16 protein-coding genes and 1 pseudogene are annotated in these 15523 nt (G+C 66.9%); 11 read left to right on the top strand and 6 right to left on the bottom strand.

Features of this window, described 5'->3' with window-relative positions; genetic code table 11:
- Positions 1–6 precede the first annotated feature (6 nt).
- Together CG747_RS42925 and CG747_RS42930 are read left to right on the top strand one after the other, a co-directional pair.
- Positions 7–798: an NAD(P)H-dependent oxidoreductase gene (locus CG747_RS42925; protein ID WP_100607318.1), complete on the top strand. Its 792-nt coding sequence runs from the start codon at positions 7–9 to the stop codon at positions 796–798.
- Positions 799–963: 165 nt separating this feature from the next.
- Positions 964–1710, top strand: a complete 747-nt coding sequence (locus CG747_RS42930; RefSeq protein WP_100607319.1) for an RDD family protein — start codon at positions 964–966, stop codon at positions 1708–1710.
- Positions 1711–1878: 168 nt separating this feature from the next.
- Here CG747_RS42930 and CG747_RS42935 read toward each other — a convergent pair whose 3' ends face one another.
- The 4 genes from CG747_RS42935 to CG747_RS42955 all read right to left on the bottom strand — a co-directional run bounded on the left by CG747_RS42935 (position 1879) and on the right by CG747_RS42955 (position 7075).
- Positions 1879–3105 carry a cytochrome P450 gene (locus CG747_RS42935; protein ID WP_100607320.1) on the bottom strand — a complete coding sequence of 409 codons (1227 nt, stop codon included), beginning with the start codon at positions 3103–3105 and terminating at the stop codon, positions 1879–1881.
- Positions 3106–3286: 181 nt separating this feature from the next.
- Positions 3287–4132, bottom strand: coding sequence for a DUF4097 family beta strand repeat-containing protein (locus CG747_RS42940; protein ID WP_100607321.1), 846 nt, complete (start codon positions 4130–4132; stop codon positions 3287–3289).
- Positions 4133–4215: 83 nt separating this feature from the next.
- The gene (locus CG747_RS42945; RefSeq protein ID WP_100607322.1) at positions 4216–4734 is read right to left on the bottom strand and encodes a toxin-antitoxin system HicB family antitoxin; all 519 of its coding nucleotides are present in this window, start codon (positions 4732–4734) and stop codon (positions 4216–4218) included.
- 1219 nt (positions 4735–5953) lie between these two features.
- A complete protein-coding gene (locus CG747_RS42955; RefSeq protein ID WP_180985970.1) occupies positions 5954–7075 on the bottom strand; it encodes a helix-turn-helix domain-containing protein in 1122 nt (373 codons plus the stop codon).
- Between the two features lie 491 nt (positions 7076–7566).
- On the opposite strand from CG747_RS42955, the gene CG747_RS42960 reads away from it, so the two are divergent.
- The 3 genes from CG747_RS42960 (at position 7567) to CG747_RS42975 (ending at position 9579) form a co-directional block, all read left to right on the top strand.
- Positions 7567–7818: a hypothetical protein gene (locus tag CG747_RS42960; RefSeq protein WP_100607325.1), complete on the top strand. Its 252-nt coding sequence runs from the start codon at positions 7567–7569 to the stop codon at positions 7816–7818.
- Positions 7819–8157: 339 nt separating this feature from the next.
- Positions 8158–8841, top strand: coding sequence for a hypothetical protein (locus CG747_RS42970; RefSeq protein WP_180985971.1), 684 nt, complete (start codon positions 8158–8160; stop codon positions 8839–8841).
- A gap of 204 nt (positions 8842–9045) precedes the next feature.
- Entirely contained in the window at positions 9046–9579 is a 534-nt protein-coding gene (locus CG747_RS42975; protein ID WP_100607326.1) for an NUDIX hydrolase, read from the top strand.
- Position 9580: 1 nt separating this feature from the next.
- Here the strand turns inward: CG747_RS42975 and CG747_RS42980 are convergent, their stop codons facing one another.
- The gene (locus tag CG747_RS42980; protein ID WP_100607327.1) at positions 9581–10909 is read right to left on the bottom strand and encodes a hypothetical protein; all 1329 of its coding nucleotides are present in this window, start codon (positions 10907–10909) and stop codon (positions 9581–9583) included.
- A gap of 185 nt (positions 10910–11094) precedes the next feature.
- On the opposite strand from CG747_RS42980, the gene CG747_RS42985 reads away from it, so the two are divergent.
- From CG747_RS42985 to CG747_RS43000, 3 genes are all read left to right on the top strand, one after another.
- Positions 11095–11472: a hypothetical protein gene (locus tag CG747_RS42985; RefSeq protein WP_100607328.1), complete on the top strand. Its 378-nt coding sequence runs from the start codon at positions 11095–11097 to the stop codon at positions 11470–11472.
- Positions 11473–11778: 306 nt separating this feature from the next.
- Positions 11779–11946 carry a hypothetical protein gene (locus CG747_RS48605; RefSeq protein ID WP_180985972.1) on the top strand — a complete coding sequence of 56 codons (168 nt, stop codon included), beginning with the start codon at positions 11779–11781 and terminating at the stop codon, positions 11944–11946.
- Positions 11939–12580: a hypothetical protein gene (locus CG747_RS43000; protein WP_100607331.1), complete on the top strand. Its 642-nt coding sequence runs from the start codon at positions 11939–11941 to the stop codon at positions 12578–12580. The genes CG747_RS48605 and CG747_RS43000 overlap by 8 nt, the downstream gene beginning before the upstream one ends.
- Positions 12581–14112: 1532 nt before the next feature.
- Here CG747_RS43000 and CG747_RS43005 read toward each other — a convergent pair.
- Positions 14113–14520: a GntR family transcriptional regulator gene (locus tag CG747_RS43005; RefSeq protein WP_100607332.1), complete on the bottom strand. Its 408-nt coding sequence runs from the start codon at positions 14518–14520 to the stop codon at positions 14113–14115.
- Between the two features lie 187 nt (positions 14521–14707).
- Here CG747_RS43005 and CG747_RS43010 point away from each other — a divergent pair, with 187 nt between their 5' ends.
- From CG747_RS43010 to CG747_RS43020, 3 genes and pseudogenes are all read left to right on the top strand, one after another.
- Positions 14708–15073, top strand: coding sequence for a hypothetical protein (locus tag CG747_RS43010; RefSeq protein ID WP_100607333.1), 366 nt, complete (start codon positions 14708–14710; stop codon positions 15071–15073).
- Positions 15070–15273: a hypothetical protein gene (locus CG747_RS43015; protein ID WP_100607334.1), complete on the top strand. Its 204-nt coding sequence runs from the start codon at positions 15070–15072 to the stop codon at positions 15271–15273. Before CG747_RS43010 ends, CG747_RS43015 begins: the two co-directional genes overlap by 4 nt.
- Positions 15270–15523, top strand: a pseudogene (locus CG747_RS43020) (cell division protein FtsK); the annotation flags it as partial. The gene CG747_RS43015 and the pseudogene CG747_RS43020, both read left to right, overlap by 4 nt.

Raw genomic sequence — 15523 nt, forward strand, 5'->3', positions numbered from 1 at the left:
GACGCCATGAAGGTCCTCTGGCTGTTCGCCCACCCCGACCACCGCTCCCTCAACGGCGCCCTCAAAACGGACGGGCTGCGCACCCTCGAAGCCCACGGCCACCAGCACCAGGTCTCCGACCTCTACGCCATGAAATGGAACCCGGTGGTCGACGCCGCCGACTACGCCGACCACGACCCGGCCGACCGCCTCCACGTGGGCGCCGCCTCCGAACGCGCCTACAACGGCGGCCGGTTGAGCCCCGACATCGCCGCCGAACAGCGGAAACTCGACTGGGCCGACACCCTCGTCGTCCAGTTCCCCCTCTGGTGGTACGGCATGCCCGCCATCCTCAAGGGCTGGTTCGACCGCGTCTTCGTCAAGGGCTTCGCGTTCGGCCGCACCGACCCCGCCACCGGCCGCCCGCAGCGCTACGGCGACGGCCCGCTGACCGGCAAACGCGCCCTGGTCGTCGTCACCTCCGGCGCCCGCGCCGCCACCCTCGGCCCCCGGGGCGTCAACGGCGACCTCAACGACCTCCTCTTCCCCCTCCAGCACGGCGCCCTCTGGTACACGGGCATGTCCGTCGTCCCGCCCCTCCTGATCCCCGGCGCGGACCGCACCACCCCGGACGCCTACGCCACCGCCGCCGACCGCCTACGCCACCGCCTGCTCACCCTCCCCACCACCGACCCGCTCCCCTTCCGCCACCAGAACACCGGCGACTACGACGACGACCTCCTCCTCCACCCCCACCTCACCCCCACCACCCCCACCGGCCCCTGGGCCCACTACACCGCCCCACCCCGACACCTCTGACCACCCCCTCCGCCCGACCGCCCTACAACTCACCCGACAGCTCACCGAACAACTCACCCACCGCCCCACCCACCGACTCACCCGACAACTCGCCCGACTCACCCAATTCCCCCGAAATACCGGGCCTGCCGCATCCCCCACCCACCCGTGGAAGGATCCGTACTCATGTCGGACCAGTCCTTCCCGCCGCAGCCGAATCCGCAGTACAACCAGCAGCCCCCACCACAACAGCCCTACCAGCAGCCCTATCAACAGCAGCCGTACCAGCAGCAGCCGTACCAACAGGCCCCGCCGCCCCAGTCCCCGTACGGCCAACAGCAGCCCCCCGCCCCGTACCCGCAGCAGCAGGCGTACCCCCAGACCCCACCGCCCCCGGCCCCGTACGGCCAGCAGCAGGCGTACCAGCAGCAGCCCGGCGCCTACCAGCAGCAGCCGGCCGCGCCTCAGGGGCCGCCCCCGGGCGTCCCCGCCCCCGCCGACTGGGTACGCCGCTACGGGGCGTCGGCCATCGACGGACTGCTGTTCGCCGGCGTCGCGGCCCTGGTCGCGCTCACCGCCCGCAACAACGTCCGGCAGGTCCTCCCCCTCATCCCCTGCGCGGCCTTCGGGCTCTCCTTCGTCAACCACGTCCTGCTGACCCGCATCGCCGGCGCGAGCATCGGCAAGCTCTTCACCCGCACCCGCGTGATCCGGGTGACGGACGGCAGCACCCCCCATCTGCCCCGGCTGTTCCGCCGCTGGCTGGTCGGATTCCTCCATCTGGCGATCTCGTGGATCGTCGAGTGGTGGCGCAACATGTACCGCGGCAACCGGGCCGTGTACCGGCACCCGGAGCTCTCCGCCGACTCCTGCGGCATCCGCCTCGTGCGCTACGTCGACCTCCAGGCGGCCGGCTCGCCGCAGACCCGATAAGGGGCCGCGCAAGGACCGGTCCGGTACCGGTCCTACGCCCCGGCCCCACCCGCCGGTCCGCCCCGGCGCCCCAGCCGCCGACCGGACCCCACCGCCCCCGCCCCGCGCCAGAGGCCCCGCCGATTCCCGACGGGGCCTCTCACCTGCCGCGACGCCCGGCCGACGGCGCTACCGGGCCGTTTCCGTCCAGGTCACCGGCAGCGCGTGGACACCGTAGATGTTCATGTCGGTCTTGAGCTTCACCTCGCCGGCGGGGACGGCGAGCTCCAGCGTCGGGAAGCGACGCAGCAGTCCTTCGAAACCGGCGCGCATCTCGATGCGGGCCAGCTGCTGGCCGAGGCACTGGTGGACGCCGTGGCCGAAGGCCAGGTGCCCGCGGGCCTTGCGGTGGACGTCCAGGGTGTCGGCGTCGTCGAAGCGGTCGGGGTCGTGGTCGGCGGCCAGCAGCGAGACGACGACGGTCGATCCCTCGGCGATCGTCTCACCGCAGAGTTCGATGTCCTCCGTGGCGTAGCGGTAGAAGGTGTCGACGACGGACAGGTAGCGCAGCAGCTCTTCGACGGCGTCGGGCAGCAGATCCGGGTCGGCGCGCAGTTCGGCCAGCTGCTCGGGGTGCTCCAGGAGCGCGAAGGTGCCCAGCGACAGCATGTTGGCGGTGGTCTCGTGGCCCGCGAGCAGCAGCAGGAAGGCGATGCCGACCAGTTCCTCGATACCGAGGTCGTCCTGGCGGGCCAGGTCGGACAGGATGTCCTCGCCGGGTTCGGCGCGCTTGCGCGTGACCAGCTCGGCCAGGTACGTGGTGATCGCGCCGTACGCGGCCATCTTCTCTTCGAGCGTCACCTCCTTCTCCATGAACTTGGCGGAGTTCTCCTGGAAGTTCCCCCGGTCCTCGTAGGGGACACCGAGCAGTTCGCAGATCACCAGCGAGGGCACCGGCAGCGCGAACTCCTTGACCAGGTCGACCGGCGGGGTCAGGCGCGCCAGTTCGTCCAGTTGCCGCTCGACGATGTCGCCGATGTGCGCTTCGAGCTGCTTCATGCGCTTGACGGTGAAGGCGCCGGTGAGCTTGCGCCGCAGCCGGGAGTGGTCCGGCGGGTCCATGGCGATGAACAGGCCCGGCACCTGCGGGGACGGTTCGGTGATTGCGGGCATGCCGGGGGTCTCGTACGGCAGGTGGAGAACGCCGATGTCCTGGCGGGAGCTGAACCGGGTGTCTGCCATGAGCCGGCGGACCGCGTCGTAGCCGGTGACGAGCCAGCCCTCGTGCCCGTCGGGGAAGACCAGGGGACTGACCGGGCGGGCCTCGCGCAGCCGGGTGATCCGGCGGGGCGGGTCGAAGGGACTCGCGTCGCGCTCCATCGGAAGGCCGTGCGGGACGGGAACCGTTTCACTCATCGGATGTCCTCTCGTGGCGGTCGGTGCGGCCGGACGGCGCCGGGCGACCGCGGACCGGTCACCCCGCCAAATTGGCCTGATCATGACAGGAGAAGCCTTGGAGCTCTCCGCCTGATACCTGAAGTAGCAAAAGAATGAGACGAGTTGCTGACGAGACAGACTGCGAGACCCGCGAGGGCGCTCAGGGCTTGGCGCGCAGGATGTCGATGTTGCCGTACCGGGTACGGGCGCGGACCTCGACGGTGTCCTCGGCCTCCCCCGGGGACTCGGACGCGGCGAGCCCGTTGCGCACCTGACCGGAGTCCGAGCTGACGTCGAGCCAGGCAGCCGTACCCTCACGGACACCGACCTCGATCGCGCCGTACGACGTCTCCAACTGGACGCTGCCGCGGGCCACTTCGGCCACCCGCAGGGTGCCGTGCGCGGTGGTCGCGGTGACCGAGTCCTCGGCGCGCAGGATGTCGATGTCGCCGTTGGCACCGCTCACCCGCAGCTCCCCGGTCGCGGCGCCGACGGTCGTGGTGCCGTGCGAGTTCTTCAGGACCGCGGGCCCGTCGACCAGCCCGACCCGCAGGCTGCCGGAGCTGGTGGTGATCTCGGCCGCGCCCTCGACGCGGTCCACGCTGATCGAGCCGTGCGACGCGGTCAGCTGCAGCGGCCCGGTCGCATCCAGGCGGACATCGCCCGAGGAGGTCTTCACCCGGACCTCGCCGAGCCGGCCCTCGCCGAGCACCTGGGTCCAGGCACCGACCATCTCGACGCGCGAGCCGGCGGGCAGCTGGACCGTCACGTCGACGACGCCGGTGCGCCCCAGCAGATAGCGCTGCTTGGGCGTCCGCACGGTCAGCGCACCGCCCGCGTACGTCACCTCGGTGCGCTCGGCGTCCCGCACGTCCGCGTCCCGCTGCGGGTCGCGGGGCCGCGCCTCGACGACCGTGTCGAGGCGGTCGCCCGCGCTGAACTGGATGGAACCGGCGTCCACGTGCGCCGTGACCGAGATCGGTTCGGGAGTGTCGAAAGAAGGCATGGCTGTCCCGTCCTCTTGGGTCTCATGGCCGTCCCCGCTGGTGAGGACGTGGTGTGGGTGAAGTGGGTCGAGCGCGGGCGCGGCTAGCGCACCCAGCCCTTGAAGTTCTGCCCGACGGTGTGGGACCGCTCCGTCGCACGCGGCCTGGCACCACCGTCGACCGCGGCCGACACGGCACGCACCAGCCACGCGTTGACCGACAGGCCCTCACGGTTCGCGGCCTCCTCGGCACGCGCCTTGAGGCGGGCCGGCAGCCGCAGATTGACGCGGGCGGTGCCGCCCTCCTCGCCGTCCTCGGGCAGCGGCGCCGCAAGCGGTTCGACGGCCGCGACCACGGCTTCCGCATGACCGCTGCCACCAGGCGGTGGCGTCACCACGAAGTCGGGTTCCAGCCCGCGCAGCCGCACGTCGACCGAACCGGGCGCGAGCTCCCGGGTGATCTCGTCCATCGCGGCGGAGAGCACATTGAGCATGGTCAGGCGGGTCGCCGACTCCAGAGGAGCAGTGAGCCGCTCGGCCAACTCGCGGGCATCGTCCCCGCCGGCTTCGGCGGCCACCGCCAGCTCCCGACGCAGACTGTCGACATACGGAGTGAGGTCCATGACGCCATAATGACACCACCATGGCACCACACGCAACCACCCCCACCCCTCCACCACACCCCACCCCCCAAAACACCCCCCTGACCTGCCCAAACACCCCCCCACCCCCCTGAGCCACCAAGACACCACCCCCACAAACCAACCCCCCGCTGACACCACCTGGCACCACTTGGCACCACACCGCGCCACCCCCACCCCACGAGGACAGCCCACCGCCCCCCTCACGCACCCCCGCGCACACCTACACATGACGGCCACCTAGGCAAGAACCACCCATGAACCTCCCAACGGAGCGCTGCCGACTCCGAAGCTTCCACGGCCGCGCGACACACCCGATCGAGCCCACCAGACCGGAGTTGAACACCCCCCAACCAGAACGCACGGCAAACTCAGCCCCGTTGACCACTCCCACGCTCCCCGCGCACGGCATCCACCCGGCTCACCCCCAGCCCTCCGCATCCGGTCAGGCCGAAGACCCACTGACGCGGACAGCAACACACCCGCCGAAACCGGCACCGCGACCGCCCCCCGTCGGCCACCCACCCCGCCCCTCCGACGCGGCCGCCGTCAACCACCGCCGTCAACACATACGCCAGAGGCCCCGTCGATTCCTCGACGGGGCCTCTGACCTGCTGTGCGCTCGGCAGGATTCGAACCTGCAACCTTCTGATCCGTAGGATCGGGCAGGCGGTTGGGCAGGGGCTCCGCCTTCCTCCCGGCTGATCGCTGATGGTCGTGATCAACGGTCTCTGTGTGCCGTCGTTGCCGTCAGGGTTGCCGTCAGCGCTGAACGGTGGCACCGACTAGCGTCGACTCGCAGCGCGCGCAGGACTTCAGGCCCAGCCCGGCTGAGAGTTACAACTTTCTCTACAGGTTCAAGGCGGCTCGCCTTGCTCGCCGCGCGCGGCCCGGCCCCCGGCCGGGCCTGCGCTCCTGTCTCCGCCCCGCTCCAGCCCGGCCGGCGCCCGTCCCGCGCGCTCAACGATCAGCCGCCTTGGGCCAGAGAAGGGGTACGTCGTGGCTGGGGCGGTCGGCTCCACGGCTTTAGGCAGCCACTTTGGGGCGAGCCTCTAAGATCATGGCCCCAACGTCGTGCTTTACCGGGCAGGTCCACAGACTGCCCGACGCGCCATCAGCTTATGGGGCCATGATCACTCGCCCCAAAGCAGCTCCAGCCCAAAGCCGCTCCGCCGACCTCACGCGCGCTCCCCGGAACCTCCTATATGTCGCCCTTCATTTGAAGAAATGAGCGCCCGGCAACCAGCATAGAGTGAACTCTCTCTGGACTCATAGTTGATTTATCGGAGCCAATTCTTTGGGGGATCGAGAAGTATGCGCCCGATACGCGGCCGGATACACTAGCCCCCCTTACCAAATAAGGTTGCATTTCCTTTGGTTGTGGCGGGATGAAGATTACCAGCAGATCCCCATCCCTGTAGGAGACTAATTCGACCCTGATCCCCTCAACCGGAGGAGTGATCCTATTCGCGATGACTTGCATGTACGTCTGAAGATTAAATGACCCCCGTCTGGGCGGGTGGATCATCGTTAAGATATCCCTCCCCGCTGGGTCTTTCTCGGTTGAAAAGCCGACAATTAGTAGACCCCCGTCGGTGGAATTGGCGAATGCCGCGACATCACAAGCGAGTTCATGCTTCTGCGACTGCTCTGCAATACCGTAACCCTTTCGCTTGACCTCAAGCCAGTCGGACTCGGGTTGCCCTAGGAGCGTCTCAGCTTTCCCGGCCATGAGTAATGTGTAAGCCCCTATAGGCGCACTCGGGTTCGCTTTGCGGTAGCGAAGCAGCATCCGGAGCCCCTCTGACACTTCGCTGCATCGGCCTACGGTCCAGTCATCGGGCGGTAATAGTCTGATCTCCCATGCCGGCGGATCTACGCGGTTATCAAAAAAGCGAATCGAGTCCACCTCTGCGGAGACACGGCTCAGATATAGGGATGCCCGCTCGCGAAAGTCAATTTCGGTACGACATACTGGAAAATCGACAGAGAACACGAAAAGCAGTTCCCCGTCCGAGTTGAGCGAGAAGTTTTCGAAATTCTTCTTTTCGATCTCCCAGACAAAAGACTTGAATGCGTTTTCCAACTGCCAGTCGCTAAGTCTACCGGCATCACTCACCTCCGAAACGACAGTAAAGTCGATAGGTAACCCTCTGGGGTTGTTTTTAGGTTCGCTTCGCGATGAATCTTTCAGGGTCTTGCGGATTGAGGGGACTTTCACCGCAGAGATGGAGTCGCGTTCAAATTCGCAGCCGCCCCCTCTTGAGTAAAAGACTTTCTGGTTTCCGAAAATGACAGCCTTGTCACCTTCGTCCCATTTCATGTCCATGTCGTATGGACCCCCAAGTTGGTTCAGGAGCTCGTAACGCTTCCTGCACAGAATGCCCGACATCGTCTGCGGTTGCCGCAGTCTCGGTAAACTCTCGCTGGACCTGGCCAAGACGCAGTGGTTGGTCATACCGGCCGAGAAGCCGAACCGCTCGTTGGGCCGAGAGTCTCGAAGTGTCGACGCTCGTAGACCTGGGCAACCGGCCCAGGGGAGGAAGCTCCGTCCCAGACAACGTATGAAGCGCCGCCACGGAGGGAAGCCAGCGCAGCGATGGACGCCTCATCGTCACCGGCAAGCAGCTGCACCAGCCGTTCTCGTTTCATGGCAACCTCCACCGCGACGCTGCTGTACAGCAGCGAAGTGCAGCAACCGCGGCAGTCACAAGCGACTGCCGCTGCCTCTGGAAGGCCACTTGGTCAGCCCCAACCACCCCAGCGACCCTGCCGCCCGAAGCTCGCAACGAGGGCACTAGTAGCCTGATCTGCATGCAGGCTTCGTTGCCACAGTGTCCGCGGTGCGAGCAGGATTGGGTCCACCCGTACCGCTTCAAAGACGACGGGGCGGCCTTCTCGCTGTGCACGGAGTGCGACTCCCTTTGGTGGCCACACGAGGCTCTGGAGGTTGCCACCGCACGCTTCCTTGATGATGTGGTGGCCGCCCGGCTCGGAGTGGGCGGCAATCCCTGGGAATCGCGTCTCTGGGCCGATGTCATCGAGCCTCTCAGCGAAGGCCGCTGACATCTACGGCTGACATCAACGTCGGCGAACAGCGGCAATCCTGGGCGATCTTGGGCGACCGCAACCGCCTCCGAGGCAGTGGCCGTTGCCACACCCGGATCGAACTCCTAAAGCGGGTGTCGCAGGTTCGATCAGCCGAGATAGGGCCGCTGGCGGTGCTCCAGGAAGTGACGGATCCGGAGCCGCTGCGTGTCCTGGCTGGGCGGCAGCCGATGCCTGCACCGCCGTTACGAGTGCAAGGCCGAGCACTTCCTCGCCTTCGTCGGCATCGCCGCAGCCCTCGTCAACTACCGTCGGCTCACCGGGTGAAGGACTTTGCACGGGTGCGAGACTGCCGCCATGACTATGCATCTCATCTCCGTCATCGGGAGTAGCCCTGGCGTCGGCAAGTCCACCCTGTGCCGTGCGGTGGCCCTGTGGCTTACCAGCGTCGGCGCATCGGTCGACCACTTCGAGGAGGCCGACATTCTCACACGGTCGGCCTTCCGGCCCGTGGCTGAAGAGTTCGCTGGTGGGGCTTCCGCCGTCCAGCCTGCGGCCTTAGTTGAGTGCACTCGCGCCTACATCGCGGAGTCACTCGCGGCGGGCAAGGACTACCTGGTGACGGATGCCCTTCTGCCCTTCATTCCGTCCCTTGTGGCGTGGGGCCACGACGAGGGGACTCTCGTCCACGTCATGGAAGAGCTGGCCCGGGCTGTGGAGCCAGCCCAGGTCACCGTCGTATACGTCCACGACAATCCGGAGACGGCGCTGCGACGCGCAGTCGAGCGAGAAGGCGATGCCTGGGAAGACTGGTACGTGCGGAAACTCTCTGGCTCCCCTGGCACTCGGGCTGTTCATGACCTCTCGTCGGCCGCCGCTCATCTCCGCTTCGAGGCTGACCTCACCTGTCGTCTCCTAGCACAGACCCCGTGGCATGTTCTGAGCCTGGATGTAGGAACACTCAATGCTCAGGAGGCACACGCCCAAGCCCAGCGACACCTGATGGACGTGCTGTCGGTGACAGGACGACCTTCCACATAGCAGTCGCCGCCTTGAGGCGCCCAACTGCGCGGCGTCCACACCTTTTCTGCCGTATGTTGCGGCTTGTCCCTGTTGCTGTTCGTGGGCCATAGACGCCATCACCAACGCCTGCCGCAGACCCAGGCTGCCCAGCCATCCAGAGCGTGCGGCCACATGACCCCTGTCTGAGATGCTGGGGAGCACCAGGCGAGAGGGGCGACGTTCATGCAGTGGAAGACCCATGGCGAGCGGCAGATCTACACGAATCCTTGGGTGAACCTGTGCCTGGTGGACGTCCAGCAGCCGGACGGCCGCCGATGGGAGCACCACGTCGTCCGGCTCCGACACCTAGCCGTGGCAGCTGTGGTCAACGATCGCCGCGAGGTCCTGATGATGTGGCGCCACCGCTTCATCACAGATGCGTGGGCATGGGAGTTGCCCATGGGCCTCATAGAGGAAGACGAGACGCCGGAGCAGGCCGCGTCGCGTGAGGTCCTGGAGGAAACGGGCTGGCGTCCGGGATCGATGAAGCCGCTGATCTACGCGGAGCCTGCGAATGGGATCACGGACTCGCAGCACTACGTCTTCCGTGCTGACAGCGCGACCTACGTCGGTCCCCCAACCGAGAAGAACGAATCCGACCGGATCGAGTGGATCCCGCTCGCCGACGTGCGCGCCATGATCGACCGTCGGGAGATCGTCAGTAGCGGGTCGCTCGTCGGCCTGCTGTACGTCCTCATGGATGAGGCGATCCGCTGAATCAGGCGGGCAGCACTTCCCTGAGGCGTGCTTCGAAGGCGGCGGTGGCGGGTTCTCCTCGGTATGGAGTCAGCTGCCCGTAGAACTCCCTCAGGTGGCCGGCTAGCCGTTCGGAGGCGACTGCTGACGCCGGCTCCAGGGCCTGCGTGGCGGTGTGGCATGCCTGGTCGAGCTTGCCGAGTTGGAGCTGAGTGCGGGCCAGCCAGAAGGCGTGGAAGGCTCGTCCGCGCTGGTTGGTCCCGTTCTCCCTGCGCATAGCATCCGCGATCAAGGGTTCAGCGGACGCCGCTTCACCCAACTGTCCGTGCGCAATTCCGGTGTCCACGATGAGCTTGGGCTCGTCGAAGTAGGTCACCCAGGCAGGGTCCGGGTCGTCGGTGCGGATCCGCTCGAACTGTAGATGCGCCTCGGCGAGCGCTTCGTGGGTGGCGGTCCGGCTGCCGAGTGAGGCATGCGCGAACGCCTCCCGCATGGCCAGCATCGAATGAACGCGTGCTGTCGCTCCGCCATCGGCGCGGGCCGCGTCCTGGGCGGCCTGGACGAATGCCAAGGCATCCGCGGGCTTGTCCTGGTAGGTCGCCTGCAAGCTCATGCAGGCCAGTACGTTGGCCATGAACGGCCGGTCGTCAACTTCCTTGGCCAGTTGCAGGGCTTGTGTGAAGTAGGCGCGGGCCTGGTTGTACTGGCGGGCGTCGAAGTGGGTCCATCCGGTGAGCCGCGCGAGTTCGGCCGCGACTCCGTACAAGTCGTTCTTGAGGGGCCTGGACTTGCTCTCACCCAAGAGCCCCACGACGTAACGAAGTTGCCCGACCACCGCTGGTCGCAGCGTTTCGCCGCCATGCTGGTCGTCGCGCCGCCAGTAGTCCTGGATCGATGCCCGTAGCGCCTTCAGGGTGGACGGGCTTGGATCGGGTGCTGAAGTCAGGGCAAGGATGTTGTCCACGTCGGAACCGGGGAGATCTACGGGATTGGGCTGTTCTGGCAGCAGCGACGGGGGTTCGGTTGCCGGCTCCCGATCGGTCACGGTGAGGGCTGGAGGTGTCTCCCACGTCCGGCGGGCCAGCCCCAGCATGTGGCCTGGGATGCGCAAGCCGTCCGCGATGCGTTCGACCACGTCCATGTGCTGCAAGCGGCGTTCCCCGGCGATCACTTCGCCGACGCGGCTCGGAGTGAGATCGCACAGGCGGGCGATCATCGACGGATAGATGCCGGCCTGCTTCTTCACCAGCCGGAACACCCTGCTGAAGTCGCGGACCCGGCAGGCGTCGATCATCTCGGGATCGGTGAGCAGCCTGGCGGGAAGTTCGCGTGGCTGGGCTGACTTCGGCATGCGGCTGGCTCCCGCCGTTGAAGCTACGCGATGTCGCTCATCATCTACGGCTGGTGATGTTACCCAAGTTGGGTAATCAGCTGGGCCTTTGGCGGGCGTGCTCGCGTCGCGATGCTGCTGTGCATCGGTACCGGGCGGCTGCGACGTCTCCCGGCCTCAACAGCCCCTTGCCCGGGAGGGCCAAGATGACAAGGACCAGCACCAGAACCCCGGCCGTCCTCTACGTCTGCGCAACCCGTAGCGGACAGCCCCATGGCTTGGCCGAGCAGCGGGCCGTCGAGGAAGGCCACAGCTTCGCCGAGAAGCACGGCTTGCAGATCAAGGCGGAGATCTCCGACCCGTACGGGGAGCCGAACCCCTGCCTGCGCTCGGGGTGGCGGCTGGTTAGGGAGATGGCGGAGCGGGGTGAGGTCGACGTCGTTCTGACGCGCTGGCCGACCGCGCTGTCCTCTAAGTCCGAGCTGCGGTATCCGGAGCTGGATCACCTGGGACGCTACGGTGCGCAGCTGCTCTTCACCTGGGCGCCGTTGAGTGCGATGGCTGGAAGTGGAGCAGTGCGGTGAGCGGCCGGCATGCGAGGGAGAAGCCGTCCCGTCCTGGGCTCGCCGTGGCTTTGTTGGGGGCCTTGGGCCTGATGCCACCTGCCCTCCTGATCGGCGGGGCAGCAAGGGCTGACAGCGCGCCGGTGCCGGTCTCCCGGGCCGATGCCGCCTTCCAGACGTCCTCTGCCGTGCAGCAGGGCTCCGCGGTCGTCCGTTCGGTACCCGGGTGGGCCCATGAGTAGGCGCCCGAAGCGCGGCGTGCCGTCGGAACTTCTGCCCCTCGGGGACGGGCCCACGGACGCTGACGAATCGGCGGTGAGGAGGCTGGTGGCCCGCTCGGCGCAGGACCGTGACGACTGCCGGTTCCTGCTCGACGCCTTGGGACTGTTGCAGTCGGCGCTGGTGGACCGGGGGCTGCTTGAGCGCGAGCCCTCCGTACGAGATCGGAACGAGGGGCATCGGGCCTCTGATATCGAGGAGTTCAAGAGTGCCTGAGTGCGCGGCCCGGAAGCCGTCGGTGGTGCCCTACGTCCTGTCCTGGTCGGACGAACGTGTCGTTCCCGAAGGCGCGTTGACCGTCAAGTGGGACGTGGTCGGCCCGAAGCTTGGCTACAAGGAAGAGCGAGTGACAGACCGCGTGGGGCGGGACCAGGTGCTCTGGGCCCGGATGACGAACCAACCCGGCAAGGGACGGCCTGTCTACGACTCCATGCATCCGGGGCGCCAGTACTACGCGATGCGGTGGATGAAGTGTCAGGTCTGCGGCGAACCGGCTTCGAGGGACAAGGACGGTTGGCTGTTCCTGGATTGGCGCAAGGAGCACGATCCGCCGACCTGGCCGGAGGGCTCCGTGACGGCCATGCCGCCGCTGTGTGACGCGCACGCCCGAGCGTCGATGGCCGAATGCCCGCACCTGAGGAGTACGGAGTTCCTGATCCTTCGGGTCCGCGCGCCTCGCATCTGGGGCTATTCCGGGGCGCCTTACCAGCTGGCGTCCGACGGCTGGTCGGTGGGTGAGCATGACGCCCTTTGCCCCGTAGGCGAACCAAGCCTTCGCGCGGTGCTCGGATCACGGCTTTACCGCGAACTGTGCAACGTCACGGTGGTCGGGAGGACATTCGCCACCTGACCAAACGGCCGGATTGCCGGCCTTGGACGAGAAATGAGACCGGACCGCCCTGAGCCTGGCAGCACGGGGGCGGTCCGGTCGGGGAGTTCTGTGCGAACCCCGGTGCCGATGGTACCGGGGCTGTCGTCGTGCGTTCGGCTGGCCAACCCCGACCCAAATTCACTGGTGGAGAGGAGTGGTGAAGCTGTTTTGGCGAGCTGAGACGGGCACGAGGACGAGTGATTGTGACGGTGTGTGCCTGTCGGCCTCAGCCACCGAAAGTCAGCCACGATGCGCCCGCGGTTGGGCGAGCACCCGTCACGTGTGCCACGTGCACCACCGCCGGCATCAACCACTCATCCGTGTTTCGAGGAGCAGTTGGCGACCCAAGGAGTCATCGCGGATTCGACGTGGCTGGAGTCGTGGGTGCGTGGACCTGGTGGGAGCTGCGGGTGACGCTGTCCGGGCGTCGACCTGGTGCTGCTGCGGGGCGTGGTTCGTGTTGCTTCCTGGGGGCGTCGGGACGCTCGCCTGGGTTTGCGCGCTGAGTGGCCGGGGGCTGCCGGAGCGGGGCGGTAGACAGGAGCGTCGGCGGCCGGCGGCCGCCAGCGCGCGCGGCCCGCGAAGCGGGCCGCCTTGATCCAGTAAGGAAACTTTGAACAGCTCCGCTGCGCTGCGCCTGGTCGGCCGGTAGGCCCTGCGCCGCCGCAGCCTCCTGCCCCGTTCGCGTCTTCCACGCCGCTTGGCACGTTACGGGTGCATTGATGCCTGTATGCGCTCACTGGCGGTCGTCGAAATTTGTCCACAGGCAGGGGATTACAAGATGCGGTTGCAGGAACAGCTGGGACTTACCAGGCCCGTTCGTGACTCGTCCGTGCCCCGGCTGGCTGCTTGTGGTGAGCGCCGTGGTGAGTGGTGAGTGCTGGGCTGACTTTTTGGCGGACGACTGTCACACGGGCCGGCCTGTCGAGACCTATAGCAGGTGAAGGCCGGGAGAGGTCCGGCGGCGAGAGGAAGGCGAGCGGCGTGGATCATGCGGGGCGAGTTGCGCTTGAGCGTAGATTTCGGCTCTTTGCGGGGCATCCACGGCGCACTGAAGGGCGAAACATAGCCCGGGTTCGCCGGTTAGCCAAACCGGCGGTTCTCCAGACCATTGATGCACTGACCCGAACGACCGGAAGGACGAGTGGCGTGGCGGACGCTCAGGCATGCAATCCCGCCCTGCGGCACGAGGGAAAGGTTCCCTCCCGGCATTCGGGAGTGCTGTGCCGCGCTTCTCGTACGTGTCCGGTCTGGCCGATAGATGTTGGGGAGCAGTCGCGGTGACGGCATGCCAGAAGCTACGGGCAAGCCCTGATCCATCGACGGGCAATCGCTGGGCAAGCCTTCGGGCAAGCCCTGCGGCGTTGGATACGGAGCACGAGGAATCGGCACGGAAGCAAGGCGGGGAACGGAAATGACCGAACACGAGATAGCGGCGCTGGAAGAGGAGTTGACGGACCTCTGCGTGTCCATTGCCCGCTTGGATGCGGTGGTCCGGCAGCTGGCGGCCGCTATTTCTCCTGCTGCTGAGCCTGCACCATCGCGGCAAGACGCATCACAGTGGCCTCAATCTGCTTGATGGCGTTCTTGAGGTCCTGGACGTCCTCGGCGAGGGCTTCCACGGTGAGGACGGAACTGGGAGAGGGGTCGGGCGACTGCTCGTGCCCCTCCTCGACCGGCGCGCCAACGTTGCGGACGAAGCTGCCCCGACCCTGGACGCTGTAGATCAGTCCTTCGCTCTTGAGCAGCCGCAGCGCGTTCTGCACGGTGCCGCTGGCGATCCCGTACTGATCTTGCAGCGCCCTGGCCGACGGCAACTTGTCGCCGGGCTTCAGACGGCCCGTGGCGATCTCCCGGCGTAGGACTTCGGCGGTCTGGATGTACGGCGGCCGGGAGTCGTCTTCGAGGGGCAGGGTCATGCCCGCAGGATACGGCGATACCGCCGCGGGCGACACACCTACTACGCCTAGGACACCTCTATGAGCCATGTGTATCAATACTCCTCTGTGGTCATGTGTGCGTGCAGGTGTTGCATCTGTATCAACCCTGTGGTTACGTAGTGATGCGGCCGGAGCCACCGGCCCACGTAGGAAAGGAAGTTCACTCATGGCGCGCATTCGCGTTGGCCTGCTCGACTCGACCCGTTTCATGGTCGGAACGATGCCGGTGCCGAAGTTCACGGACCCGGACAAGACCCAGATCGCCACTGACCGTGAAAGCAACCAGCCGCTGTACACGGTGACGGTCTTCCTGATGGAGGACGAGCGGGCGGAAGCCCTGAAGATCACCGTCCCCAAGGACGGGCTCCCCGACGGGCTCATGCCGGGTGTCGCCGTGCGGCCGGTGGACCTGTTCGCCACTCCGTGGGCGCGGATCTTCAATGGCCAGCTCTCGGACGGCATCGCCTACCGCGCGGCGTCGTTCCAGTTGGCCGCACCGCTCGTCCCGGATGCCGGGGCGATGGCTGCGTGACGGGCTTCATCGACGGCTGGGACCGGGCGTATCCGGTCCCGGTCTCCCTCCCCGATCACCGCTTCAGCGAAGAACTGGTGAACCAGGTGGCGGCCGTGCTGGTCGACCACGGGTATCCGCCGGTCTCCAATCCTTTCGACTGGGGCGATCTTGACCTGGCCCTCGCGGCCTATCTCTACGGAATAGAGGAAACAGAATGACGCTCCAAGAGCTCTACGACTGCGCCCCGTACGTCTCGGCGGCGGTCCTGGCGGTGTTCGCCGTGCGGGCACTCGTCTGGGGCGTTCGCTACCTCACGGCGGATCGCATGACGAGGGCCAGCCTCCGACAGACGGTGCGCGTGCGCCGGACCTGGAAGCGCTTGGCACAGATGGCCGGCTTGTCGGTCACGGACAAGATGCCCACTGCGCTGGCGGCCCTGACCACCGACTCAGACGCTGTTGTCGTTCC

Origin of the sequence: Streptomyces sp. CB02959 (assembly GCF_002803155.1) — a bacterium.
Classification (GTDB): Bacteria; Actinomycetota; Actinomycetes; order Streptomycetales; family Streptomycetaceae; genus Streptomyces.

Bases quoted from the DNA above. Each gene is read 5' to 3' on its own strand.
- CG747_RS42925 (WP_100607318.1), top strand. From the start codon at position 7: ATGAAGGTCCTCTGGCTGTTCGCCCACCCCGACCACCGCTCCCTCAAC.
- CG747_RS42930 (WP_100607319.1), top strand. From the start codon at position 964: ATGTCGGACCAGTCCTTCCCGCCGCAGCCGAATCCGCAGTACAACCAG.
- CG747_RS42935 (WP_100607320.1), bottom strand. From the start codon at position 3,105: ATGAGTGAAACGGTTCCCGTCCCGCACGGCCTTCCGATGGAGCGCGAC.
- CG747_RS42940 (WP_100607321.1), bottom strand. From the start codon at position 4,132: ATGCCTTCTTTCGACACTCCCGAACCGATCTCGGTCACGGCGCACGTG.
- CG747_RS42945 (WP_100607322.1), bottom strand. From the start codon at position 4,734: ATGGACCTCACTCCGTATGTCGACAGTCTGCGTCGGGAGCTGGCGGTG.
- CG747_RS42955 (WP_180985970.1), bottom strand. From the start codon at position 7,075: ATGAAATGGGACGAAGGTGACAAGGCTGTCATTTTCGGAAACCAGAAA.
- CG747_RS42960 (WP_100607325.1), top strand. From the start codon at position 7,567: ATGCAGGCTTCGTTGCCACAGTGTCCGCGGTGCGAGCAGGATTGGGTC.
- CG747_RS42970 (WP_180985971.1), top strand. From the start codon at position 8,158: ATGACTATGCATCTCATCTCCGTCATCGGGAGTAGCCCTGGCGTCGGC.
- CG747_RS42975 (WP_100607326.1), top strand. From the start codon at position 9,046: ATGCAGTGGAAGACCCATGGCGAGCGGCAGATCTACACGAATCCTTGG.
- CG747_RS42980 (WP_100607327.1), bottom strand. From the start codon at position 10,909: ATGCCGAAGTCAGCCCAGCCACGCGAACTTCCCGCCAGGCTGCTCACC.
- CG747_RS42985 (WP_100607328.1), top strand. From the start codon at position 11,095: ATGACAAGGACCAGCACCAGAACCCCGGCCGTCCTCTACGTCTGCGCA.
- CG747_RS43005 (WP_100607332.1), bottom strand. From the start codon at position 14,520: ATGACCCTGCCCCTCGAAGACGACTCCCGGCCGCCGTACATCCAGACC.
- CG747_RS43010 (WP_100607333.1), top strand. From the start codon at position 14,708: ATGGCGCGCATTCGCGTTGGCCTGCTCGACTCGACCCGTTTCATGGTC.